Source organism: Citrobacter sp. CK191, assembly GCF_030333435.1.
In the GTDB taxonomy this organism is placed as follows: domain Bacteria; phylum Pseudomonadota; class Gammaproteobacteria; order Enterobacterales; family Enterobacteriaceae; genus Citrobacter_B; species Citrobacter_B koseri.
On sequence record NZ_JAOWFX010000033.1, the window covers coordinates 300,507 to 325,233 of the forward strand.

The window sequence follows — 24,727 nt, forward strand, 5'->3', positions numbered from 1 at the left end:
TAAAAATCATTCTCATACTTCCCCTTTTTCTCTTAATGTTGTATTTATAATGCAACTTATCAGGAAGGAGGTGCGCGATGAGTGCGAATGAAAAAGCGGGCCATACATTTTTAGCAAGCCTGGGCAAAACCCGTCTGCGTCCGGGCGGCATTGAGGCGACGGAGTGGCTGTTCAGCCAGTCTCAGCTGACGCCGGGCAGCCAGGTGCTGGAAGTGGCATGCAATATGGCGACGACCGCCATTGAGTTGGTGCAACGTTTTGGTTGTTCGGTCTACGCCATCGATATGGATAAAAACGCGCTGGCAAACGCGCGGAACAATGTCGCGGCGCACGGGCTGGAAAATCACATCCATGTCATGGCCGCCAATGCCAACAGCTTACCCTTTGCCGATAACAGTTTTGATGTCGTGATTAACGAGGCCATGCTCACCATGTATGCCGACAAAGCGAAAGCAAAGCTGATCGGTGAATATTATCGGGTTCTGAAGCCGGGTGGCCGTCTCTTAACGCACGATATTATGCTGACCAGCCAGAAGCTGGCGGAAGGTGAGCAGAACCAGCTTCAGCATGTGGTGAAATCGAATGTAAGTCCGATGACCAAACAAGGCTGGCGCGATCTGTTGCTGGATTCCGGGTTTGAGCAGGTTTTACAGCAGAACGGTGAAATGTCGCTGATGTCTCCGCGAGGGTTGATTCGCGATGAAGGGCTGAAAGGGGCGCTTAAAATTGTTTATAACGGACTGTGCATCCGTGACAATCGCAGCCGTTTTATCAAGATGTTTCGCTTCTTTAAATCACAGCGCCATCAGTTGAATTACATTGCCTGCTGTTCGGTTAAGGGGAAATAAAGAAAAGCCAGAACACGGTTCTGGCTTTTTACTGACCTGACGGACTGATTTCTAGTCTTTACTTGTCGTACTTTGTTTCTGGAACAGCTCACGGAAGACCGGATAGATATCATCCTGGTCGCGGATATGCTGCATCGCAAAGTTATCAAAAGTCGATTGCAGATGCTCATATTCGCGCCATAAGGTCTGGTGGGCGCGGCGGGTGATTTCGATATAGCTGTAATAGCGCACCACCGGCAGCAGTTTTTTCGCCAGAATCTCATGACACAGCGGAGAGTCATCTGCCCAGTTATCGCCATCCGAAGCCTGCGCCGCGTAGATATTCCACTGCGCCGGGTCGTAGCGATCTTTCACTACCTCATCCATCAATTTCAGGGCGCTGGAGACGATAGTGCCCCCGGTTTCCTGGGAGTAGAAGAACTCATGTTCATCCACCTCTTTTGCCTGCGTATGGTGGCGGATATAGACCACTTCAACGTTCTTATAGGTTCGGCTGAGGAACAGGTAGAGCAGGATATAAAAACGTTTGGCCATATCTTTGGTGGCCTGATCCATCGAGCCGGATACGTCCATCAGGCAGAACATCACGGCCTGGCTGGAAGGGTCAGGGCGCTTTTCATAATTTTTGTAGCGTAAATCAAAGGTGTCGATAAAGGGGACACGGTCGATTTTTGCCCGCAGTTCGGCAATCTCTTTACGTAGCCGCTCCTCTTCCAGCAACTGCGCGGGTTCGCTTTTGGTGATGATGTCCAGGTCGTCCTCAAGCGCGCGCAGCTCCCGACGTTTACCCGCAGTCATCGCCGTGCGGCGCGCCAGAGAGTTTTGCAGGGAACGCACCACGCTGATGTTGGCCGGAACGCCGTTGGAGGTAAAACCCGCGCGGTGGGTTTTATACTCAGTAAGCTGCCGTTGCTGATTTTTTTTCAGATTAGGCAGCGCTAAATCTTCAAAGAGCAGATCCAGATACTCATCTTTGGAAATCTGAAAGACGAATTCATCCTGACCCTCACCATCCTGACTGGCCTGGCCTTGCCCACTCCCGGAACCACCGCCGCCACCTTGTGGACGCTCAATGCGATCGTTCTGTACGAAATGATCGTTGCCGGGGTGTACGCGATGGCGCAAGCCGCCCCGTCCCTGATGAAACATCGGTTCGCTGATGTCATCCGTCGGGATTGAAACGGACTCGCCGCTCTCTACATCGGTCACCGAACGTTTATTAATGGCCTCGGAGATCGACTGTTTAATTTGCGCTTTATAACGGCGTAAGAAGCGCTGGCGGTTCACCATGCTCTTGTTTTTACCGTTAAGACGCCGGTCAATAAACCAGGTCATAAGCCCCCCGTACTGCATTTGCCAACTTACGCTTCATCCTTCAAGTTGTCTCTGCGTTGGCTGTATTCGCTCACCCCAGTCACGTACTTATGTACGCTCCTGGGGATTCACTCATTTGCCGCCTTGATACCTCTTGAATGATTTCGCGTACAAAAGAATTGTTGGCCCGGTAAACGGATAAAATTTTCCGGGCCATTTATGCTGTTAAGACGATTTCCGTACGCGCAGATACCATTCGCACAGCAGGCGAACCTGCTTACGGGTATAACCTTTCTCCATCATGCGGTCGACAAAATCGTCGTGTTTTTTCTGCTCGTCGGTTGAGGTTTTCGCGTTAAACGAAATCACCGGCAGCAGCTCCTCGGTATTCGAGAACATTTTCTTCTCAATAACCGTGCGCAGTTTTTCGTAACTGGTCCAGTTTGGATTGCGACCGCTGTTATTCGCTCTGGCACGCAGAACGAAGTTGACGATCTCGTTACGGAAATCTTTCGGGTTGCTGATGCCCGCCGGTTTTTCGATTTTCTCCAGTTCAGCGTTCAGTGACTCGCGGTCAAAGAGCTGGCCGGTATCCGGGTCGCGGTATTCCTGATCCTGAATCCAGAAATCCGCATAGGTGACATAACGATCAAAAATGTTCTGTCCGTACTCGGAATAGGATTCCAGATAGGCTGTCTGGATCTCTTTGCCAATAAACTCGGCGTATTTCGGGATCAGATAACCCTTCAGGAACTCCAGATAGCGCTCAGCCAGCTCCTGCGGGAACTGTTCGCGCTCGATCTGCTGCTCCAGTACGTAGAACAGATGCACCGGGTTGGCGGCCACTTCGGCATGGTCAAAGTTAAACACGCGGGAGAGGATCTTAAACGCGAAACGCGTGGACAGACCGTTCATCCCTTCATCGACGCCGGCGTAGTCCCGGTATTCCTGATAGGACTTCGCTTTCGGGTCGGTATCTTTCAGGCTTTCGCCATCATAGACGCGCATTTTCGAGTAGATGCTCGAGTTTTCCGGCTCTTTCAGACGAGAAAGAATCGAGAAGCGCGACAGGGTTTCCAGCGTACCCGGCGCGCATGGCGCATGAGTCAGCTCACTGTGATTCAGCAGCTTCTCGTAGATTTTGATCTCTTCGGAAATGCGTAAGCAATACGGCACCTTCACGATGTAAACACGGTCGAGGAAGGCTTCGTTATTTTTGTTGTTGCGGAAAGTCACCCATTCGGATTCGTTCGAGTGGGCAAGAATAATACCGTTAAACGGCAGGGCGGAGATACCTTCCGTCCCGTTGTAGTTACCTTCCTGAGTGGCGGTCAGCAGCGGATGCAGCACTTTAATCGGTGCTTTAAACATCTCGACGAACTCCATGATCCCCTGGTTAGCGCGGCACAGCGCGCCGGAATAGCCATAGGCATCCGGGTCGTTTTGCGCGTGGTGTTCGAGTTTACGAATATCCACCTTGCCGACCAGCGCGGAAATATCCTGGTTGTTTTCATCGCCGGGTTCTGTTTTGGCGATAGCAATCTGTTCCAGAATGGACGGCCAGACTTTGATGACGCGGAATTTGGTAATATCCCCGCCGAACTCATGCAGACGTTTCGCGGCCCACGGCGACATAATGGTGCCGAGATAGCGGCGCGGAATGCCGTACTCTTTTTCCAGAATCTGCGCGTCCTCCTGCGGATTAAACAGGCATAACGGGTGATCGTTTACCGGACTACGCTCACCGTTGGCGCTCAGAACATAAATAGGCACATGCTGCATCAAAGATTTCAGTCGCTCGGCAAGCGACGATTTACCGCCCCCTACAGGCCCCAACAGATACAGGATCTGTTTCTTCTCTTCCAGCCCCTGAGCCGCGTGTTTCAGATAAGAGACAATCTGTTCAATCGCGTCTTCCATGCCGTAAAACTCTTCGAATGCGGGATAGCGAGCGATGACCCGGTTCGAAAAGAGTCGAGAAAGTCGAGGTTCCTGGGCAGTATCGACCATGACAGGCTCACCAATAGCCATCAGTAGCCGCTCTGCCGCGTTGGCATAAGCACTGCGATCTTGCCGACAAGTGGTAAGAAACTCCTGCAGTGTGAACTCTTCGTCCTTGGCAGCTTCATAGCGCTGGCGATAGTGATCGAATATATTCATGGTATGCCGTCCTTTCGTTTTTTAGCACATGGTAAGAGCCGTTCATATGAATAGTAGAGGCTCCCGGAAGAGGTAACTGAACGACGTCTCTACTGATAAACAGCAACTCTCATGCCACAACGCTGAGCAAGAGATCAACGTGCCCGGTGATACACCTTCTTAAAATTAAGCGTAGATGGCATTTGCAAAACTTGCCTGTGCGCATAAATGAATTTCAATGGCATATCAATAACTCATCCGCTAAAAGTGCATGGTTATGTAAAGAAAAGAGATGAAAGTCATCCCGCGTTCATCCGACTGCAAGCAAACTGTCATCCACTATTGAGAAATTAACCGGTTACAGAGAGTGAAACGAATAAGTAAAATAGTTGGGTTGAAACGTATTGGCAGTTACACTTTTGGCGCTAAACATTTGAATAAGGAATATGGATTGTGACCAAACTCAAACTTCTGGCATTTGGCGTGCTTATCGCCACATCAGCTGGCGTAGCGCAAGCTGAAAACGACTTGACGCTGGGCGCTGGCGTTGGTGTGGTTGAACATCCTTACAAAGATTACGATGCTGATGTGTATCCGGTGCCGGTTATCAACTATGAAAGTGATAACTTCTGGTTCCGGGGTCTGGGCGGCGGATACTACCTGTGGAACGACAAAGCGGATAAATTGTCGATTACCGCGTACTGGTCTCCGCTGTACTTTAAGCCAGGCGACAGCGACGATCGCCGACTGCGCGAACTCGACAAGCGTAAGAGCACCATGATGGCGGGCCTGTCTTACATCCACAATACCGAATACGGTTTCCTGCGCACCACGCTGGCGGGCGATACGCTGGATAACAGCAACGGCATCGTGTGGGATCTGGCCTGGTTGTACCGCTATACCAATGGCGCGCTGACGCTGACGCCGGGTATTGGCGTGCAGTGGAACAGCGAAAACCAGAACGAATACTACTATGGCGTTTCGCGCAAAGAGTCCTCGCGCAGCGGCCTGCGTAGCTACGATCCAGAAAGCGGCTGGAACCCGTACCTGGAAATCAGCGCTAACTACAACTTCCTCGGGGACTGGAGCGTTTACGGTACAGCGCGTTATACCCGTTTGTCGGATGAAGTGACCGACAGCCCGATGGTTGATAAATCCTGGACCGGCCTGATCTCAACCGGGATCACCTATAAGTTCTGATTGTGCATTTTTACAGTGCAATTCGTGCATCAAAACAGGGCGCTTGCGCTCTGTTTTGCTTTACGGTGGTGCATTGATGGGGAGGATGCGATGACAGGACGTGGTACATGGGTGAGAATGCCAGCGCAGAGATGTACGCAGACAGCTGCTCCGACAGGTTGCAGGCCGGATAAGATGCGTCAGCATCGTCATCCGGCATCAGTCAACCCTTAACGTTTTGCGACGCGAATTGTTTGCACCAGGCGAGACGGTTTTTCTTCGCTGGCTTTTTGCGGCGCGGTGGCATAAGCCGTTTCCACACAGACAAAGGTTTTGTAGCCATCATCCGGCATGTCGCCCATGCTGGCGGCGAGTGCCGGGCCAGGGTTCCATCCCACAACGTTAATGTTGTGATGGTGGATGACGTCAATGTTGCGGTTCAGCGCATCATCATGGATGACGCTACAGGCTTCCGGGTTCAGGTAAACACGGTCAGTACGATCCGGGAACGTCTGGACGCCGTCTGCCAGCACATCTTCTTTGGCGTCGTTCACTTTATCAATGAAACGGTCGCCAAGACCGCTGACCTTAACTGCGGCGATATCGCCGACGTTAAAGTAGGTGTGCAGGGCAGATGTGGTTTCAAATTCGCCGTGGGCTTCCAGTTCGATCTCACAGGTTTTACCCACTTTGAAGCGCGCAAGCAGGGTGAAATCGTGCGGCCAGTACTGGCGAGTCGCCTCGCTGCTCTGTAGCTCAAATGTCAGTACCGCGCCGTTGTCGTCTTCGTTGTGGGCTTTCAGCGCCCACGGCAGGTTACGGGCAAAGCCGTGAGACGGCAGACCCTGCTGCGCAGAGGGGCCAAACCACGGCCAGCAGATCGGTACGCCGCCACGCAGCGCAACGCCTGTTTTAAACGGCGTGTTGTTGCTCAGCCACAGCACTTCTTCGGCGCCTGCTGGTTTCCAGGAGAGCAAATGTGCGCCCTGGAGTGCAAAAGACGCCTTAACTTGCGGGTGATCGACGACGATCACGTCAAGCTCGTCGAGCTGGCGGCGGGAGAGGACAGGGGTAATTTGTTCGATGACCGGGAGAGCGAAAATTGTGTTAATCATGATGCAATCCTTGGAGTTGAAAACTCTTAGCCATAAAAAAAGGCGACCGGAGGTCGCCTTTTGGGATCAATTTCTCATCTCAACTTATTTGGAGATGTGAGCAATCAGATCCAGAACTTTGTTGGAGTAGCCGGTTTCGTTGTCGTACCAGGAGACCAGTTTCACGAAGTTGTCGTTCAGCGCGATACCTGCTTTAGCATCGAACACGGAAGTGCATACTTCGCCGTTGAAATCGGTAGATACTACGTCGTCTTCGGTGTAACCCAGAACGCCTTTCATCGGGCCTTCGGAAGCAGCTTTGATCGCTTTCTTAATGTCTTCGTAAGAAGCCGCTTTTTCCAGACGAACGGTCAGGTCAACAACGGATACGTTCGGAGTCGGAACGCGGAACGCCATACCAGTCAGTTTGCCGTTCAGTTCCGGCAGCACTTTACCTACCGCTTTAGCAGCACCGGTAGAGGACGGGATGATGTTCTGAGCCGCGCCACGGCCGCCGCGCCAGTCTTTGTGAGACGGGCCGTCAACGGTTTTCTGAGTAGCGGTGGTCGCGTGAACGGTGGTCATCAGACCTTCGATGATGCCGAAGTTGTCGTTGATAACTTTAGCCAGCGGCGCCAGGCAGTTAGTGGTGCAGGATGCGTTGGAAACGATGTCCTGGCCTTCGTATTTGTCAAAGTTAGCGCCTTTAACAAACATCGGAGTGTTGTCTTTGGACGGACCTGTCAGAACCACTTTTTTCGCGCCAGCAGTGATGTGCTTACGTGCGGTTTCGTCAGTCAGGAAGATACCGGTAGCTTCAGCAACTACGTCAACACCAACTTCGTCCCATTTCAGGTTAGCCGGATCACGTTCAGCGGTAACACGGATTTTTTTACCGTTAACGATCAGATGACCGTCTTTCACTTCAACGGTGCCATCGAAACGACCGTGAGTGGAGTCATATTTCAGCATGTAAGCCATGTATTCAGCGTCTAACAGATCGTTGATTGCAACAATCTCAATGTCAGAACGTTTCTGAGCAGCACGGAAAACAATGCGACCGATACGGCCAAAACCGTTGATACCTACTTTGATAGTCATATATTCCACCAGCTATTTGTTAGTGAATAAAAGGTTGCCTGTAAAATTACAAAAACCTTACGCAGCGTCAAGCGGAATCGTGTCAATCATTGCGACAAATCAATCCTCTGTACAAGCTTTGCACGGCTGACTCGCCTCACTCTTCCTTTCGGCTTGAAACCACATGGGGGCGGCGCCCCGAATTTTAAAGGACAACTGAGATAAAAACGTGATTCCGATCACGATTCATAAGCTGCCATTTCGCAAGGATCAAGTTTAGAACAAAAGTTCACACTGGGGTGTTAATGTTTTGTTAGAATCGGTCACGCAATGTGAGTATGGCTAAAGCGAGATGTGAGCAAATGGCTAATCAACCCTCTGCGGAAGATCTGAAAAAAAAGTTGTCCGAAATGCAATTCTACGTGACGCAGAATCACGGTACGGAACCGCCATTTACCGGGCGTTTGCTGCATAATAAGCGTGATGGCGTCTACCACTGTCTGGTCTGCGACGCGCCGCTGTTTCATTCCCAAACCAAGTATGATTCCGGCTGCGGCTGGCCGAGCTTTTACGAGCCGGTCAGTGAAGAATCTATCCGTTACATTAAGGACTTTTCCCACGGGATGCAGCGTATAGAAATTCGCTGCGGCAACTGTGATGCGCACCTGGGACATGTCTTTTCGGATGGCCCACAGCCGACGGGTGAGCGTTATTGCGTCAATTCGGCCTCATTAAGCTTCACCGATGATGAAAACGGCGAACAAACTAAGGGCTGAAAAAACGATTCAGCAAATTATTCCACAGGAGCGGACTTATCATGAATCTTGATGAGATGATCGACAGCATGACGCCGGAAGTTTATCAGCGCTTATCTACCGCCGTTGAGCTGGGAAAATGGCCGGACGGCGTTGCGCTGACGCCGGAGCAAAAAGAGAACAGCATGCAACTGGTGATGCTCTGGCAGGCGCGGCACAATACCGACGCGCAGCATATGACCATTGATACCAACGGTCAGATGGTGATGAAAAGTAAGCAGCAGTTGAAAGAGGATTTTGGCATTGCGCCAAAATCGATTGCGACGCTGAAACTGTAATGTAGCCTTTTTTGTTGGTAGCCTGATGGCGCTTCGCTTATCAGGCCTACAAAGCGATAACCAGTAGGCCTGATAAGCGAAGCGCCATCAGGCAGTAAGAACACCTAACCCTGCGTCTCTTCCCAGTCTGCCAGCGTATACAGCGTGGCGCCAGCGGCCGCCATCTCCATAAAGGCGTGCGCGCTGTCCTGCGGCTGAATATTCACACCACGGCAGCCATCGGTAATCACATTCACCGTATAACCCAGTTGCAGCGCATCCAGCACGGTAAACTTCACGCAGTAATCGGTCGCCAGCCCCATCACGATCAGCGTCTGTACGCCGTTCTCCCGAAGCCAGGCGTCCAGGGCGGTTTTCTGGCGGCGTCCGTTATCAAAAAAGGCGCTGTAGCTGTCCACCTGCGGATTCTCGCCTTTATGGAAAACCGCGTCGATGGCGTTCTGCCTGAGCAGGGGATGCAGGGCCGCGCCGTCGCTATTTTGTACGCAGTGATCGGGCCAGAAGGTTTGCGCTAAACCGTCCAGTTGTCCCTGGCTGTAGGGCTGCGCCTGATGCTGGCTGGCGAAACTGCCGTGTCCGGCAGGATGCCAGTCCTGGCTGGCGATCACTGTGTCGCCGCGCGCTTTACACCAGGCGATAAGACGGTTTGCTACATCCACGGTGCTGTCGCCTTCAGGGACGGCCAGTGCGCCGCCGGCGCAAAAATCATTCTGCAAATCAACCAGCAGTAAGGCCCGGGTCGTCATGAAAAGCTCCTTATTCGTCTGACGTCAGTTCACCGCGCAGATTTTGCGTCATCGCGGTACGAATGGTCTGTGTATCCAGATTCTGGCTTAACAAGTAGTGCAGCTTAGTCAGCGTTGCTTCAACGGTCATATCCGCGCCGCCGATCACGCCCGCATGCGCCAGCGCGTTGCCGGTGGCATACCCACCCATATTCACCTTGCCAGACATGCATTGCGTCAGGTTAACCACCACGATACCGCGTGAACTCGCATCCTCCAGTTCTTTGAGGAACTCTTTGTTCTGCGGCGCGTTACCGACGCCGTAAGAACGTAGGATCAGCGCTTTTACCGGCTGGCGCAGGAAGTTACGCACCACTTCGGCAGAAATTCCCGGATAAATGGTGACGACGCCAATAGGCTGCGGCGTGATTGGGTGAACAATCAGCTCGCCTTCGCCGTGCGGTGCGGGCGGCGTACTTAAGCGACGGATATGAATTCCGGCTTCCAGCAGCGGCTGAAGGTTGGGGGAGGCGAACGCGTCAAAGCCATCGGCATGCGCTTTTGTCGTGCGGTTGCCGCGAAACAGCCGATTATTGAAAAAGAGGGTAACTTCATTGATGGGGTAATTCGCGGCGACATACAGGGCATTCAGCAGATTAATCTGCCCATCGGAGCGCAGCTCCGCCAGCGGGATTTGTGACCCTGTCACAATTACCGGCTTACCCAGATTCTCCAGCATGAAGGAGAGCGCCGAGGCGGTGAACGCCATCGTGTCCGTGCCGTGGAGGATGACAAAGCCGTCATAGTCGTTGTAACGCACTTTAATGTCTTCTGCGATATGCTGCCAGTCTTCCGGCGTCATATCGGATGAGTCCATCAGCGGGGCATATTCATGAATGGTGAAGTCCGGCATTTCCGGGCGGTGAAATTCGGGCATCAGCGCCAGCTGGCGCTGGAGATGGCCTGATACCGGAATGTAACCCTGTTCCGAGCGCTGCATACCAATCGTACCGCCGGTATAGGCAACGTAAATCGATTTCTTCTGCATGGCAATGTTCTTACGAAGTGAAGTCTCTTATATTGCCGGAGGCGGTTGCACCTTATCCGGCCTACAAATTACGCGAAACTCGTAGGCCGGATAAGACGCGATAGCATCGCCATCCGGCAATGGCAATTTAGCGCACGTTCGCGCAGGTCAGGCAGAACGCATAACGGTTTTGCGGATCGTTAAAGGCAGCCAGCTTATCACTCTCTGCTTTTACCGCGCTGGCGGCTGTCGCCAGCGGCGCCGGGAGCATCGCCTGAATGGCTTCCGGCAGCATTGCGCGCACGGAGCCGGACATGCTGTCCATGATTCTGTCGAAGAATGTCGGTTCATCCTGATAATACTCAAGATGCCATTGCTTCAGTTTAGCCAGCTCTGCGGCTTTGGCGATGGCGTCGTCAAAGTCACCCAGACTGTCTACCAGACCATTCGCTTTTGCATCCTGACCGGTCCAGACATGCCCCTGCGCGATTTTATCAATCTGCGCCGGGGTGCTCTTACGCGCATCGGCAACCAGCGTGATAAAGCGTTTGTAGCCATTCTCAATGCTGAGCTGCATCATCTGCTGCACTTCAGGCGGCAGCGATTTGGTGACAGAAACGTCCGCCAGCGGCGAGGTGGCGACGCCATCGGTATGCACGCCGATCGAATCCAGGCTGTTCTCAACGGTGTTGATAACGCCAAAGATGCCGATTGAACCTGTCAGGGTGCTCGGGTTCGCCACAATGTAGCTTGCCGGGGTGGAGATCCAGTAACCGCCAGATGCCGCCATTCCGCCCATCGACACCACAACCGGCTTGCCTGCGGCTTTCGCAGCGGCCAGTTCGGCGCGAATGACTTCAGAGGCGCTGACGCTGCCGCCGGGGCTGTTTACGCGCAGCACAATCGCTTTCACTTTTGGGTCCAGGCGCGCATCGCGGATTTGCGACGCCGTCGTGTCGCCGCCGACGTTGCCCGGTGTTTCTTCACCGTCCATAATCGCGCCATTGGCGAACACGACGCCAATACCGTCGCCGGTATCGGCAGGCGTTTTCAGCGAATAATCGTAATAGCTGATGGCCCGATAGTTGTTTTCTGCTTTGCTCCAGCCAAACTGTTTGGTCAGCGCTTTTTCCACTTCGGCGTTAGACGCCAGCGCATCCACCAGTTTGTTGTCGAGCGCGTATTTCGCGGTATCGCCATCCACTTTGCTCAGCCCGTCGAGCATAGCCTGCGCGCCAAGGAAGACCTGCTGCGCGGGGATCTGACGGTTCGCCGCAACGGTGTTCAGGTAGTTTTGCCACAGCTCGCCAATCCAGCGGCTGTCCGCTTCGCGCGCGGCAGGCGACATATCATCGCGGATAAACGGTTCCACGGCGGATTTATAAGTGCCGACGCGGAAGACGTGCGTGGAGACTTTCAGCTTATCCAGCAAGGATTTGTAATACAGGCCGTTGGTTGCGAAGCCGTGCAGATCGACCGTACCCTGCGGAGAAAGCCAGATTTTATTGGCGAAGCTCGCCAGGTAATATTGCCCCTGACTGTAGCTGTCGCCTACGGCAAAGACCGGCTTGCCGCTATCGCGAAATTCGCGCAGTGCTTTCCCGATGTACTGCATGGAAGGCTGATCGGCGCCCGCGAAGTTTTTCAGATCCATCACGATGCCGGTGATATTGCGATCGTCTTTCGCCTGACGAATGGTGTTGACGATATCAAACAGTGAGTTTTCTTGCAGGCGGTCAGAGCTGGCGCCAAACAGCTGTCGGCCAATGACGCCCAGGCGGTTGGTGCTGGACGGTTTATCGACGATCACGCCGGAAATATCCAACAGCAGCGCGCCGCGTGCAGTTTGTTGGCTGGTATTGCCATCGCTAAGCTGCATCCAGATACCGACGCCCACCAGAACCAGAAAGATGAAGAACAGGTTGAGCACCAGTTCCCGGACGAAATTCAGCAGTCGCCATGTCCACTTAAAAAATCCGGCAATAAATCGCCACAGGGTTCGCATGTATTCTCCCTACCAGATTAACATTCCGCTATCTCCGTCATACTCAGAGAGAAAGCGTATAAGATGTGGGTATCGTAATGACCAGGCAGGCACTTGTCAGCAGGAATCACTGCCTGTGCTGTAACTAAATCCCCTCTCGTGTTAATTTTGTGAATAAATATCATTGCTGGAGTTAACCAAATGGACGCACTCGAATTACTTGTAAACCGTCGTAGCGCCTCTCGTCTGGCCGAACCCGCGCCTGCGGGTGAACAGTTACAAAATATTCTGCGCGCGGGCATGCGCGTACCCGATCACAAATCCCTGCAACCCTGGCGTTTTTTTGTGATTGAAGGTGAGGGGCGTGAGCGCTTCAGCGCTGTTCTGGAGCAGGGCGCCATTGCGGCGGAAGGCGATGAGAAAGCGATAGAGAAAGCGCGCACCGCGCCATTTCGCGCGCCGCTGATCATCACGGTGGTGGCGAAATGCGAGGAGAACCACAAAGTGCCGCTGTGGGAGCAGGAAATATCAGCAGGATGTGCGGTTATGGCGATGCAGATGGCGGCGATTGCGCAAGGCTTCAACGGCATCTGGCGCAGCGGCGCGTTAACCGAAAGCCCAGTGGTTTGCGAGGCGTTCGGCTGTCGCGCACAGGATAAAATTGTGGGCTTCCTCTATCTGGGCACGCCGCAGTTGAAAGCGTCAACGACCATCAGCGTACCGGACCCGACGCCTTTCGTGACGTATTTCTAAGCGTCATGGCCCCGGCAGGCGGCTTTTTCGGTGAGCGCCTGCCGATTATTCGGCAAAACTGTCTGGATTATGAGCAAAGACGCCGGAATTCAGACACTCTCTCTTACCACGTCATGGAATGAGCGCTACCATAGCCCGATTGCAATGACAGGAGATGTCCATGAGCGAGCACGCTATTCGTTTAACGCAATACAGCCACGGAGCCGGTTGCGGTTGTAAAATTTCCCCTAAAGTGTTGGAAACCATCCTGCACAGCGAGCAGGCGAAGTTTGTCGACCCGAACCTGCTTGTGGGCAATGAAACCCGCGATGACGCGGCGGTATATGACCTGGGTAATGGCACCAGTATCATCAGCACCACCGACTTCTTTATGCCGATTGTCGATAATCCGTTTGATTTTGGCCGTATTGCGGCGACCAACGCCATCAGCGATATCTTCGCGATGGGCGGCAAACCGATTATGGCGATCGCCATTCTGGGCTGGCCCATCAACAAACTGTCGCCGGAAATTGCCCGGGAAGTCACCGAAGGCGGGCGTTTTGCCTGTCGTCAGGCGGGTATTGCGCTGGCGGGCGGGCACTCTATCGACGCGCCTGAGCCCATTTTCGGTCTGGCTGTCACCGGCGTGGTGCCGACCGAGCGCGTGAAGAAAAACAGCACCGCGCAGGCCGGATGCAAACTGTTCCTCACCAAGCCGCTGGGCATTGGCGTGTTGACCACCGCCGAGAAAAAATCACTGCTCAAGCCGGAACATCAGGGGCTGGCGACAGAAGTGATGTGCCGGATGAACATTGCGGGGGCGTCGTTTGCCCATATCGACGGCGTGAAAGCAATGACCGACGTGACCGGTTTTGGTCTGCTGGGGCACCTTAGCGAAATGTGCCAGGGCGCAGGCGTGCAGGCGCGGATCTGCTATCAGGACATTCCAAAACTGCCGGGCGTCGAAGAGTACATTAAACTTGGCGCAGTGCCGGGGGGGACGGAACGTAATTTCGCCAGCTACGGCCATCTGATGGGCGACATGCCGCGCGAGGTGCGTGATCTGCTGTGCGATCCGCAAACGTCTGGCGGTCTGCTGCTGGCGGTGACGCCGGAAGCGGTAGAGGAAGTGAAAGTCACCGCGGCGGAGTTTGGTATTGAACTGACGGCGATTGGTGAACTGGTTGACGCCCGTGGCGGTCGCGCCATGGTAGAGATCCGTTAATTCGATGCGGTTGTTTATTGCCGAAAAGCCGAGTCTGGGCCGCGCCATTGCGGATGTGCTGCCAAAGCCGCACCGCAAAGGCGACGGCTTTATCGAATGCGGGAATGGACAGGTGGTGACCTGGTGCATCGGCCATCTGCTTGAACAGGCGCAGCCGGACGCGTATGACGGTCGTTATGCGCGCTGGAATCTGGCCGATCTGCCGATTGTGCCGGAAAAGTGGCAGCTCCAGCCACGTCCTTCCGTGACGAAGCAGCTCAATGTCATTAAGCGCTTTTTACATGACGCAAGCGAAGTGATTCACGCGGGAGACCCGGATCGCGAAGGGCAACTGCTGGTGGACGAGGTGCTGGATTATCTGCAACTGTCCCCGGAAAAACGCCAGCAGGTGCAGCGTTGCCTGATCAACGATCTTAACCCGCAGGCGGTGGAGCGTGCGATTTCCCGGCTGCGCGCCAACAGCGAATTTGTGCCGCTGTGCGTCTCCGCGCTGGCGCGTGCGCGCGCCGACTGGCTGTATGGCATTAACATGACCCGCGCGTATACCCTTCTCGGGCGCAACGCGGGCTACCAGGGCGTGCTCTCGGTAGGGCGTGTTCAGACACCGGTTCTCGGGCTGGTGGTTCGCCGCGATGAAGAGATCGAGAACTTCGTCGCCAAAGATTTCTTTGAAGTGAAAGCGCATATCGTCACGCCAGCTGAGGAGCGGTTTACCGCCATCTGGCAACCCAGTGAAGCGTGCGAACCGTATCAGGATGAAGAGGGGCGTTTGCTGCATCGTCCGCTGGCGGAGCATGTGGTAAATCGTATTAACGGTCAGCCCGCGATCGTCACCAGCTATAACGATAAACGGGAATCAGAATCTGCCCCGTTGCCGTTTTCGCTGTCGGCGTTGCAGATTGAAGCGGCGAAACGCTTTGGCCTGAGCGCGCAGAACGTGCTTGATATCTGCCAGAAGTTGTACGAAACCCACAAATTAATTACCTATCCGCGTTCCGACTGCCGCTATCTGCCGGAAGAACATTTTGCCGGACGCCATGCGGTGATGAATGCCATTGGCGTACATGCCGCGGATTTGTTGCCGCAGCCGGTGGTTGACCCGGACACGCGAAACCGCTGCTGGGATGATAAAAAAGTTGACGCTCACCACGCGATCATCCCGACTGCGCGCAGTTCATCAATTTCCCTCAGCGACAATGAAGCGAAGGTGTACAACCTGATCGCTCGCCAGTACCTGATGCAATTCTGCCCGGACGCGGTATTTCGCAAATGCGTCATTGAACTGGAGATTGCGAAGGGGAAATTCGTCGCCAAAGCGCGTTTTCTGGCGGAGGCCGGATGGCGAACGCTGTTGGGCAATAAAGAGCGTGACGAAGAGAACGACGGTACGCCGTTACCGGTGGTGGCGAAAGACGACGAACTGCTGTGCGAAAAGGGCGAGGTCGTTGAGCGTCAGACCCAGCCGCCACGCCATTTTACCGATGCTACGCTGCTGTCCGCCATGACCGGGATTGCCCGTTTCGTGCAGGATAAAGATCTGAAAAAGATCCTGCGAGCGACCGACGGACTGGGAACCGAAGCGACGCGCGCGGGCATTATCGAACTGCTGTTCAGGCGCGGATTCCTGACCAAGAAAGGGCGTTACATTCATTCAACGGATGCCGGGAAAGCCCTGATTCACTCGTTACCGGAGATGGCTGCCCGACCGGATATGACGGCGCACTGGGAGTCTGTCCTGACGCAAATCAGTGAAAAGCAGTGCCGCTATCAGGATTTTATGCAGCCGCTGGTCGGCACGCTTTTTCAGTTGATCGATCAGGCTAAACGCACGCCGGTACGTCAGTTCCGGGGCATTGTCGCGCCAGGCGGTGGCGGCGAGAAGAAAAAGAGCGCGCCCCGTAAGCGAGCGGCGAAAAAAAGCCCGCCGTCAGAAGAGGCGAGCGTATAACGCACAGGCCGGATAAGGCACTTACGCCGCCATCCGGCAATGCCTGATGGCGCTGCGCTTATCAGGCCTACAACGCTTATCAGGCCTGCATGCCACGGAAAATTAAATCACACCCTGCGCCAGCATCGCGTCGGCCACTTTGACGAAGCCTGCGATGTTCGCCCCGCGAACATAGTTGGTATGTTTGTTTTCGCCGCCGTATTCCACGCAGGCATGATGAATATCCAGCATGATGTGGTGCAGACGCGCATCCACTTTCTCGGCTTTCCAGCTCATTCGCGCGGCGTTCTGCGCCATCTCCAGACCGGAAGTCGCCACACCGCCTGCGTTGGCCGCTTTACCTGGCGCGAACAGCACGCCGGCTTCAAGGAACAGATCGGTGGCTTCAATGGTGGTTGGCATATTGGCGCCTTCCGCCACTGCTTTCACGCCGTTGGCGATCAGCACGCGCGCGGCGTCCACGTCGAGTTCGTTCTGCGTTGCGCACGGCAGGGCGATATCAACTGGCACTGACCACGGCTGTTTGCCTTCCATATAGGGCAGGCCGAACTCGCGGGCGTAATCCGCCACACGCCCGTCACGGCTGGCTTTGATTTCGCACAGGCGCGCCAGTTTTTCTTCGGTGAAGCCGCTCTCATCCACGACGGTGCCGCTGGAGTCCGAAGCCGTCACCACACGAGCGCCGAACGCCATTGCTTTCTCGATAGCGTACTGCGCCACGTTGCCGGAACCGGACACCGCCACACGCATACCCTCAAAACCCAGACCGTGGCGTTTGAGCATCGCTTCGGTAAAGTACACCAGGCCATAACCGGTGGCTTCCGGGCGAATCAGGCTACCGCCAAACGAGAGGCCTTTCCCGGTGAACACGCAGGCGCTGTTGTTGGAGAGCTTACGCATCATACCGGCCATAAAGCCCACTTCACGTCCGCCAACGCCGATATCGCCAGCAGGTACGTCAGTGTCTGGCCCTAAATGGCGATAGAGCTCTGTCATCAGCGCCTGACAGAAACGCATCACTTCGCCTTCGCTCTTGCCTTTAGGATCGAAATCGCTGCCGCCTTTACCGCCGCCCATCGGCAGCGTGGTCAGCGCATTTTTAAACGTCTGCTCGAAGCCGAGGAATTTCAGGATCGAGAGGTTAACGGAAGGATGAAAACGCATCCCACCCTTATACGGGCCGATGGCGGAATTAAACTGTACGCGCCAGGCACGGTTAACCTGCACCTGATTACGATCGTCCACCCACACCACGCGGAACTGGATCACGCGTTCTGGCTCAACCAAACGTTCCAGCAATGACATCTGACGATAACGAGGATTTTGCTCAAGGAAAGGCCACAGCGTGGTCATTACTTCACGAACGGCCTGCGCGAACTCGGTCTGATTGGGGTCACGCTGTTGAACATGGTTTAGAAACGACTCCAGAGAACATGTCTGATCCATAGATATAAGAACCTCTTATGTATTGATATGGTTATATTTATAATGTTGTGTTTCGTGTTTATGCAGTTTTTGACTATACCACCAGCAGTGTGACGGTAAGCAAGAAAAAAAAATGGCGTGCCAGGGAAATTAATAACGGCGCGCGCGTCATAATAAAAAGCGATGGATGGAGTGGCTAAAGTTTCAGTCGCTTACGACCGTTATACTGAAGGTAGGCTTCATAACAAGGAAACGCTATGCATCGTTTATTTATCGCGGCAGCAGCGGCGATGGTCTCTTTTGCCGCGCTGGCGAATCAGCATTATCGCCCGGATGTGGAGGTTAACGTCCCGCCCGAAGTGTTCAGCTCCAGCGGGCAGCGTGCGCAGCCCTGCAATCAGTGCTGCGTCTACCAGGATCAAAACTATTCGGAAGGGGCGGTGATTAAAGCCGAAGGCGTGCTGCTGCAATGCCAGCGCGACGAAAAAACGCTCAGTACGAATCCGTTGGTCTGGCGTCGCGTAAAGCCATAAACGCCTCTAACAGCGGAATGTCCGCAGGCGCAAGCGGGTAACGCAGCGCCTCTTTTGGCGAACACCAGATCATGTTCTGGTGATAATGTGCGGTGACGGCACCGGTAAACGCCGGGACGTGCCAGGCGTGCAGATGGATCAGCCGGCCAGAGACTTCGCGCTGATGGCTGGCGATATAGCGCCCGACAACCGCCTCAATACCCAACTCTTCACGCAGTTCGCGAATCAACGCCTGAGGTTGCGTCTCACTGGACTCCACTTTGCCTCCGGCAAACTCCCACATACCCGGCTGATCGGCGTGTTCCGGGCGTTGAGCCAGCAATATTTTGTCGTCACGCTCAATGATTGCGGCGACGACATCAATGGTTTTCATCATATTCATCAAGGTTCAACAACGGAAAGTGACATACTATCCTTATCTTTGCGTGACCTAAAGTCTTCAGGAGCAAGCGTTGAACGATCCACAACCCTGGGTTAGCCCATTGACCCATATCCCTTCCAGTCTGAAACCTCTCGTCGCTACGCAGAAAAAACATTACGGCGACGTTCTGCACCCCACGCGCTGGTGGGGGCGAATGCCGTTTCTGTTCTGGCTGGTGGCGCTGTTTGTCGGGTTTCTGGAACGTAAGCGCGCGCGGGTAACGCCGGTGATGCGCGCGTTGTTGATGACGCGCGTTTCGCAGGTGTGCCATTGCGCCTTCTGTGTGGATGCCAACAGTTTACGTCTGGCCGAACGGTGTGGAGCGCTGGATAAAGTACAGGCCGTTGCCGGGTGGCAATCGTCCACGCTGTTCAGCGAGGAGGAGCGTGTCGCACTGGCTTATGCCGAGGCCGTGACCGCCACGCCGCCGCAGGTTGATGAGGCGCTCAAGGCGATGATGAAACGCTATTTTACTGACGACGCGATTACCGAAATGACGGCGCTGATCGCCTTTCAGAACCTGTCGGCGCGTTTTAATGCCGCGCTGGATATTCCTTCGCAAGGGCTGTGTGACGCATTGAAAGGAGCGCCACATGTTTGACCGGCATCTGCACCCACGGGTTAAACCGCTCCTGCACCGCGGTGCTGCGTATCTCGATAAACCGGCGATCACCCCGGACGGCCTGACGCTGTTCGGATTTGCCATTGGCGTGCTGGCGCTGCCGTTTCTGGCGCTGGGTTGGTATCTGGCCGCGCTGGCAGCCATTGTGCTGAATCGCCTGTTCGACGGGCTGGATGGCGCGCTGGCGCGGCGCAGAGGGTTAACCGATGCGGGGGGATTTCTTGATATCACCCTCGACTTTCTGTTTTATGCGCTGGTTCCGTTTGGTTTTATCCTGGCCGTACCGGAACAAAACGCGCTGGCAGGGGGCTGGCTGCTGTTTGCGTTTATCGGTACGGGCAGCAGTTTTCTGGCGTTTGCGGCGCTGGCGGCGAAGCATCAGATTGATAATCCGGGCTATGCGCACAAATCGTTTTACTATCTGGGCGGGTTGACCGAAGGCACCGAGACGATATTGCTTTTTGTTCTGAGCTGCCTGTTTCCGCGTTATTTTCCCGTTCTGGCGTGGGTATTTGGCGCGTTGTGCTGGATGACCACCCTGACAAGGGTCTGGAGTGGATACCTGACGCTGAAGGTTATCCGGCCTGGAAAAAGATCCTCCCTGTAGGCCTGATAAGCGTAGCGCCATCAGGCGTATTACTACTTACTGCTGTCCGGGCCGTGCTCGCCGGTGGACACCGGATTTTTCGGATCGCTGCTCCATTCGTACCAACCGCCGTCATACACGGCGACGTTTTTCCAGCCCATCGCCCGCGCGTACATAAACGTTTCGGAGGCGCGCCAGCCGGTGCCGCAATAGAAGGCAACGTGCTGATCCGGCAGAATATCCCACTGCTTCCACATGGCGGCGATATCCTCTGCGCTGCGCATGGTGCCGTCCGGGTTATGGAAATCCTCCATATGCGTGGAGTCGCTGCCCGCATGTCCCCAACGCGCGCCGGCAATTTCGCCTTTTGGCTTGATATAGCTGTATCCGCTGGTGGTGCCGATAAATTCCGGCCAGGAACGGATACTGACCAGCGATGCGTCTTGACGGTGCAGCAGGGCGCGGGCCTGTTCCATATCCAGCATTAACTGCGGCTGCGCTGGGATCGCCACGCCAAAGTCGGGTTCCGGCTTCACGTCAGCGGGCATGCCGCGTTCAACCGGCAGGCCCGCATCGGACCAGGTTTGCCAGCCGCCGTCGAGCAGACGAACGTCCTTCACGCCCGCATAGAGCATAATCTGCGCAACGCGCGCCGCAGCGTATACGTCGCGGCCATACAGAATAACCGTCGTGTCATGGCGAATACCGTGTTTCGCCAGCATCGCTTTCAACTGCGCGTCAGAGACTTTATTCCACAGCGGTTCGCTTTCCACCTCATTGGTGTCGATGTATCCGGCGCCGGGAATGTGGCTGAGCAGATAATATTTCGGCGCGCCCCAGCCTGCTTCAATCACCTTCCAGTCTCCCGCCGGTTTAGCCGTAACCGGCTGGTTTTGTTGAAGGGCATGCAACCACTGTGGGTATGCTAATTGCTCGAAGTGAGGGAGCTTTTGCAGTCGGGAAGGATCGGTCAGCGCATCGCTCAGCGTAGCAATCTGGCTGAAGCCTGCCTTCTGTAAACGTGATTTCACAGCCTGTACGCCACTGTCATTGCCATACAGCGCCAGCGGGGCGTCTTTCCTGAGCTGATGCCGTTGCAGCCAGGCGGCGAGCTGCTCGTCGCTCATTTTATCGAGCCAGGAGGCTGACAGATTCAGTGCGGAAGGTTCGTGACCGGAAGAGCCATTAAGGGTTTGCGGCCAGCCGTTGTAAAAAGCGCTCTGGCGCGTATCAATTGCGGCGCCCTGTTTTTGCTGTAGCTGGCTGAAGGTAAGCGACTGCGCCATATCAGCAGCCCAGGAGGAAGCGCAGGCGAGTCCTGAAGCCAGTGCCAGCGCGGTCATTTGAGAAACACGTTTCATCGAATAGCCCGACGTTAAAATAAGAGGGCGCCATTCTCTGCTGGCTGGCAGGGAAAAACTTTGCGTTAACGCAGTTTGTCGGCATATTCACGCCCACGCCTCCATCTGGAGCACCGTGCCGCCGGGAGGGACATCCTGGATATCGTGCGTCACCTGTACCACCGGAATGTTTTGTTGCCGTACTTCGGCAAAGACCCACCGGCGGAAGGCGTCGCGGCGCCCGGCGTCCAGTCGGCTGAACGGCTCATCCAGCAGTAATGCCTGCGGTTGCGCCAGTAACGCGCGAAGCAGGGCCACCCTGGCGCGCTGGCCGCCGGACAATGACGCCGGATCGCGGCGGCTGAACCCGTCCAGCCCGGCGCGCTCAAGAGCATGCCGTACTTCCGTTTGTCTGGCCGCCCCTTTTATTGCGGCAGGCAGCGCCAGCAGTAGGTTCTGCCCGACGCTGAAATGGTCAAACAGCAGGGCATCCTGAAACAAAATACCGATTTGACGTTGCGCGGTGGGGAGCGTATCGATGCGTCGTTCGTTGAGCCAAAGCTCGCCGGAGGCCTGAAACTGAGACGGCAGTGCGCCGACCATCCACGAAAACAGCGAAGACTTTCCGCTACCGGAGGGTCCCATTAACGTGACAATGTCACCTTTTTTGACCTGAAAGGCGACCTGATTCAATAAGCGATGATTGCCCAGGCGCAGCGTGAGATGTTGAACGATGAGCATTAGCGGAGTCCTTGACGATAGTGGCCAATGACGCGTGAACATAGCGCCGTCAGCGCGAAAACCAGCAGGGGTAACAGCAGTTGCCATAGCGCCTGCGATGCAAGAATTGTGGTACTGCCGCCGCTGCTGAGCGCCACGGCTTCTGTGGTGAGCGTAGGATAGCGTCCGGCGCCCAGCCAGAGTGTCGGCATATATTGGGCGATGCTGACGGAAAAGCCTACCGCGAAGGCAAACAATGCGGGGCGCAGTAAAAGTGGGCACTTGATGCGCCAGAAGATACGAACCCGCGTCCAGCCCAGCGTTTGCGCGATCAGCACCAGCCGTGGGTCAATGCGCTGCCAGGCGGGTTTGAGGACGAATAACATCCACGGGATAACCCACAGCAGGTGTCCCCAGATAACGGTAGCGTACTGGCCGTCTTGCCCGGCGAGCAGCGCCAGAGTGTATTGCCCGGCGACCAACGGCAGCGCAGGCAGCAATATTGGCAGCCAGACCCAGCGGTGCCCGGTTTGCGGCCCCCATTCCAGCCATAAGAACAGCGTCATCAACCCCAGCACGGCGGATGCCAGCCCCATTTGCAGGCTGTTCATCAGCGCTTCGCGGTTCACCGACGCAGGTTCAGCCATATAAGCCAGCAGCGCCACGCACAGCATGCCGCTTAACGGCAGCGTTAGCGCCAGCGTTTTTCCGCTTCTGCCTGATAAGCGCTGGCGGCGAAGACCGTTGATGGCAGGAAGGGTGCGTTGCCATCCCCGCCAGATGAGATAGCCGAACAGGGCAAACAGCATAAGCAACGCCACGAGCAGTAAACTGGCGAGCGCGCCTTTGGCCTGTTGGTCGGCGTCGCCCTGGCTCAGCCATTGCCAGCTTAACACTGCCAGCGTAGGTGGATTGCCCGGCCCCAGAATCATCGCGACATCCACTGCCGATAATGACCAGGCGACAATCGCCAGCATCACCGCGCCTAATCCTGGCGCAACGGCGGGTAACAGCAGCCAGCTCAGGCATTGCAGACGGCTGTAGCCCAGGGTATCCAGCACGATGACCTGCTGCGAAAGCTGTTTTTCACTTAATAATGCCGACAGAACCCAGAGCAGAAAGGCGCTCTCTTTGACGGCCAGCGTGAGCCCAAGCCCGATGCCATAGCGATCCATCTGCGGCGTGAGCGAGGGGAAAAGGCGATAAAGCATCCCGCCTTCGGCAAAAAGCAGCAGGGCGCTGGCGGCAAAGGCCACATGAGGAATGGCCAGTAGCCAGGGGAGGCGGGCGCAAAGACGCGCCCATTTTGCGCCAGGCCACAACGCGACGACGATCGTCAGCGCAATAGCCAGTGCGCCGGTTGCCGCCAGGGTGACGGAGACCAGCGTTGCCCGCAGCGCCTGCGGAAGCTGCGGATCGCTAAACAGCGCCAGCCAGTGCGTAGCGGAGAGCGCGGGCGTGATAAGCGTGAATGCGGCAGGAACCAGCGGCAGCCAGATGACCGCCATCACGCCCCAGACCAGCAGGGTTACTGCGTACCGTAGCGGCGTAGCCATGCCTGTTCCAGCGCGTTCACCCATGCGGAATGCGGTTCCGCCAGCGTAGGCGGCAACCCGTCAGGAATGCGCGACCGTAACGCTTCCCGCTGCCCGGCGGGCAGCTTATGCGGATCAAGCACGGAAGGATCGCCCCAGAACGCCGGATCGGCTTTGCGCAACTGCGCGTCGGGGGAGAGCAGGAAATTGGCAACCACCTTTGCGCCTGCGCTGGCGCGGGCGTTCGCCGGGATCGTGACAAAATGCACGTTGCCAATCATGCCTTGTGAAAAGCCGAAACTGTAGCTGGTTTTGGGCAGCTCGCCGCTGGCGATCTTTTGCTGCGCATGAGCGGGATTAAACGTCAGAGACAGGCGCAGCGAACCGGCTTGCAGCAGCGCGTCCATCCGGGCGGGAGAGGGAGGGAAGTCTTTTCCCTTCCGCCACAGGCTGGGATGCAGCGCATCGAGGTATGCCCATAGCGGCGCGGTGACGGAATCGAACGTCGCGTCATCCGGCGCGACCTTGAGCGCATCCGGTTGAGGGGTTAACGCCAGTAACAGCTGTTCCAGAAACGCCGTCCCGGTAAAATCCGGCGGCCGTGGGTAGGTGACAGTACCGGGATGGGCTTTCGCAAAAGCGAGTAGCGCCTGCGGGCTTTGCGGCGGCTGCGGCGTAATATCCCGGTTAGCAATGAAGGTTAACTGCGCGCCGCCCCAGGGTGACTCCGCCCCTTGCGTCGGCATGGAAAAATCCTCGCGTACCGGTTTGCGCGTATCGACATAGCGCCAGTTTGGCAGCGTTTCCGCCCAGTGAGTTTGCAGCAGTCCGGCTTCTTTCAGCGTGCGGAAGTTCTCGCCATTTACCCACAGCAGATCGACGGAACCATCGGTTTTACGCCCGGCGGCGGACTCTGTCTGAATGCGTTTCACGGCATCGGCGGCATCCGCAAGCCGGACAATCCTGAGGTTAATGGCGTAATGCGTTTTCATCTCGCCGCTGACCCAGTCGAGATACTGATTAACGGCATTGTCGCCGCCCCAGGCGTTAAACCAGACGGTCTGGCCTTTGGCTTCATCTTTCACCGCCTGCCAGTTTTCGACGGCTTGCACATGGCCCGTCAACAGCAGACCCGCCAGTAATAGAGTACGACGCAT

At 55.5% G+C, this 24,727-nt stretch carries 23 protein-coding genes; 10 read left to right on the forward strand and 13 right to left on the reverse strand.

All coding sequences use genetic code 11. From position 1 onward, the window contains the following. The first annotated feature begins 77 nt into the window (after positions 1-77). Positions 78-848 (forward strand): class I SAM-dependent methyltransferase, encoded by a 771-nt coding sequence (locus tag OGV82_RS18835; RefSeq protein ID WP_049008788.1) that lies wholly within the window; start codon positions 78-80, stop codon positions 846-848. Between the two features lie 51 nt (positions 849-899). On the opposite strand, the gene OGV82_RS18840 is transcribed toward OGV82_RS18835, so the two are convergent. Both OGV82_RS18840 and yeaG read right to left on the reverse strand, forming a co-directional pair. After that, on the reverse strand, positions 900-2,183 hold the full coding sequence (locus OGV82_RS18840) for a YeaH/YhbH family protein (protein ID WP_058669020.1): 1,284 nt from the start codon (positions 2,181-2,183) through the stop codon (positions 900-902). A 204-nt stretch (positions 2,184-2,387) separates the two neighbouring features. Next, positions 2,388-4,322 (reverse strand): protein kinase YeaG, encoded by a 1,935-nt coding sequence (yeaG, locus tag OGV82_RS18845; RefSeq protein WP_012132672.1) that lies wholly within the window; start codon positions 4,320-4,322, stop codon positions 2,388-2,390. 432 nt (positions 4,323-4,754) lie between these two features. On the opposite strand from yeaG, the gene OGV82_RS18850 reads away from it, so the two are divergent. Further along, positions 4,755-5,501 (forward strand): MipA/OmpV family protein, encoded by a 747-nt coding sequence (locus OGV82_RS18850; protein ID WP_012132670.1) that lies wholly within the window; start codon positions 4,755-4,757, stop codon positions 5,499-5,501. 209 nt (positions 5,502-5,710) lie between these two features. On the opposite strand, the gene OGV82_RS18855 is transcribed toward OGV82_RS18850, so the two are convergent. Both OGV82_RS18855 and gapA read right to left on the reverse strand, forming a co-directional pair. Further along, entirely contained in the window at positions 5,711-6,595 is an 885-nt protein-coding gene (locus OGV82_RS18855) for a D-hexose-6-phosphate mutarotase (protein WP_047457434.1), read from the reverse strand. 84 nt (positions 6,596-6,679) lie between these two features. Beyond that, a complete protein-coding gene (gapA, locus tag OGV82_RS18860) occupies positions 6,680-7,675 on the reverse strand; it encodes a glyceraldehyde-3-phosphate dehydrogenase (protein WP_012132666.1) in 996 nt (331 codons plus the stop codon). A gap of 341 nt (positions 7,676-8,016) precedes the next feature. Between gapA and msrB the strand changes: the two genes are divergently transcribed. Further along, positions 8,017-8,430 carry a peptide-methionine (R)-S-oxide reductase MsrB gene (gene msrB / locus OGV82_RS18865; RefSeq protein WP_047457431.1) on the forward strand — a complete coding sequence of 138 codons (414 nt, stop codon included), beginning with the start codon at positions 8,017-8,019 and terminating at the stop codon, positions 8,428-8,430. A 41-nt stretch (positions 8,431-8,471) separates the two neighbouring features. Further along, positions 8,472-8,747: a YeaC family protein gene (locus OGV82_RS18870; RefSeq protein WP_012132664.1), complete on the forward strand. Its 276-nt coding sequence runs from the start codon at positions 8,472-8,474 to the stop codon at positions 8,745-8,747. Between the two features lie 104 nt (positions 8,748-8,851). On the opposite strand, the gene pncA is transcribed toward OGV82_RS18870, so the two are convergent. From pncA to sppA, 3 genes are all read right to left on the reverse strand, one after another. Next, positions 8,852-9,493 carry a bifunctional nicotinamidase/pyrazinamidase gene (gene pncA, locus OGV82_RS18875; RefSeq protein ID WP_047457428.1) on the reverse strand — a complete coding sequence of 214 codons (642 nt, stop codon included), beginning with the start codon at positions 9,491-9,493 and terminating at the stop codon, positions 8,852-8,854. A 10-nt stretch (positions 9,494-9,503) separates the two neighbouring features. Further along, positions 9,504-10,520 (reverse strand): asparaginase, encoded by a 1,017-nt coding sequence (ansA, locus tag OGV82_RS18880; RefSeq protein ID WP_047457426.1) that lies wholly within the window; start codon positions 10,518-10,520, stop codon positions 9,504-9,506. Between the two features lie 127 nt (positions 10,521-10,647). After that, positions 10,648-12,504: a signal peptide peptidase SppA gene (gene sppA / locus OGV82_RS18885; protein WP_047457423.1), complete on the reverse strand. Its 1,857-nt coding sequence runs from the start codon at positions 12,502-12,504 to the stop codon at positions 10,648-10,650. A 180-nt stretch (positions 12,505-12,684) separates the two neighbouring features. On the opposite strand from sppA, the gene OGV82_RS18890 reads away from it, so the two are divergent. The 3 genes from OGV82_RS18890 (at position 12,685) to topB (ending at position 16,388) form a co-directional block, all read left to right on the forward strand. Then, the gene (locus OGV82_RS18890; RefSeq protein WP_286462791.1) at positions 12,685-13,236 is read left to right on the forward strand and encodes an NAD(P)H nitroreductase; all 552 of its coding nucleotides are present in this window, start codon (positions 12,685-12,687) and stop codon (positions 13,234-13,236) included. A gap of 160 nt (positions 13,237-13,396) precedes the next feature. Beyond that, positions 13,397-14,440, forward strand: a complete 1,044-nt coding sequence (selD, locus tag OGV82_RS18895; protein ID WP_024130393.1) for a selenide, water dikinase SelD — start codon at positions 13,397-13,399, stop codon at positions 14,438-14,440. 4 nt (positions 14,441-14,444) lie between these two features. After that, positions 14,445-16,388: a DNA topoisomerase III gene (topB, locus tag OGV82_RS18900; protein ID WP_012132656.1), complete on the forward strand. Its 1,944-nt coding sequence runs from the start codon at positions 14,445-14,447 to the stop codon at positions 16,386-16,388. 102 nt (positions 16,389-16,490) lie between these two features. Here the strand turns inward: topB and gdhA are convergent, their stop codons facing one another. Next, positions 16,491-17,834 carry an NADP-specific glutamate dehydrogenase gene (gene gdhA / locus OGV82_RS18905; RefSeq protein ID WP_012132655.1) on the reverse strand — a complete coding sequence of 448 codons (1,344 nt, stop codon included), beginning with the start codon at positions 17,832-17,834 and terminating at the stop codon, positions 16,491-16,493. 269 nt (positions 17,835-18,103) lie between these two features. Between gdhA and OGV82_RS18910 the strand changes: the two genes are divergently transcribed. Further along, positions 18,104-18,346 (forward strand): YnjH family protein, encoded by a 243-nt coding sequence (locus OGV82_RS18910; RefSeq protein WP_172773950.1) that lies wholly within the window; start codon positions 18,104-18,106, stop codon positions 18,344-18,346. On the opposite strand, the gene OGV82_RS18915 is transcribed toward OGV82_RS18910, so the two are convergent. Then, positions 18,306-18,719: a pyrimidine (deoxy)nucleoside triphosphate diphosphatase gene (locus OGV82_RS18915; RefSeq protein WP_111925695.1), complete on the reverse strand. Its 414-nt coding sequence runs from the start codon at positions 18,717-18,719 to the stop codon at positions 18,306-18,308. The genes OGV82_RS18910 and OGV82_RS18915 overlap by 41 nt on opposite strands. Before the next feature lie 79 nt (positions 18,720-18,798). On the opposite strand from OGV82_RS18915, the gene OGV82_RS18920 reads away from it, so the two are divergent. Further along, a complete protein-coding gene (locus tag OGV82_RS18920) occupies positions 18,799-19,368 on the forward strand; it encodes a carboxymuconolactone decarboxylase family protein (RefSeq protein WP_047457415.1) in 570 nt (189 codons plus the stop codon). After that, positions 19,361-19,996 carry a CDP-alcohol phosphatidyltransferase family protein gene (locus tag OGV82_RS18925; RefSeq protein WP_101744276.1) on the forward strand — a complete coding sequence of 212 codons (636 nt, stop codon included), beginning with the start codon at positions 19,361-19,363 and terminating at the stop codon, positions 19,994-19,996. Before OGV82_RS18920 ends, OGV82_RS18925 begins: the two co-directional genes overlap by 8 nt. 32 nt (positions 19,997-20,028) lie before the next feature. Here OGV82_RS18925 and OGV82_RS18930 read toward each other — a convergent pair whose 3' ends face one another. From OGV82_RS18930 to OGV82_RS18945, 4 genes are all read right to left on the reverse strand, one after another. After that, the gene (locus OGV82_RS18930) at positions 20,029-21,336 is read right to left on the reverse strand and encodes a sulfurtransferase (protein WP_101744277.1); all 1,308 of its coding nucleotides are present in this window, start codon (positions 21,334-21,336) and stop codon (positions 20,029-20,031) included. 87 nt (positions 21,337-21,423) lie between these two features. Next, the gene (locus OGV82_RS18935) at positions 21,424-22,056 is read right to left on the reverse strand and encodes an ATP-binding cassette domain-containing protein (protein ID WP_047457409.1); all 633 of its coding nucleotides are present in this window, start codon (positions 22,054-22,056) and stop codon (positions 21,424-21,426) included. Beyond that, positions 22,056-23,591 carry an ABC transporter permease family protein gene (locus OGV82_RS18940; RefSeq protein ID WP_047457405.1) on the reverse strand — a complete coding sequence of 512 codons (1,536 nt, stop codon included), beginning with the start codon at positions 23,589-23,591 and terminating at the stop codon, positions 22,056-22,058. Before OGV82_RS18940 ends, OGV82_RS18935 begins: the two co-directional genes overlap by 1 nt. Continuing rightward, on the reverse strand, positions 23,564-24,727 hold the full coding sequence (locus OGV82_RS18945; protein ID WP_047457401.1) for an ABC transporter substrate-binding protein: 1,164 nt from the start codon (positions 24,725-24,727) through the stop codon (positions 23,564-23,566). The genes OGV82_RS18940 and OGV82_RS18945 overlap by 28 nt, the downstream gene beginning before the upstream one ends.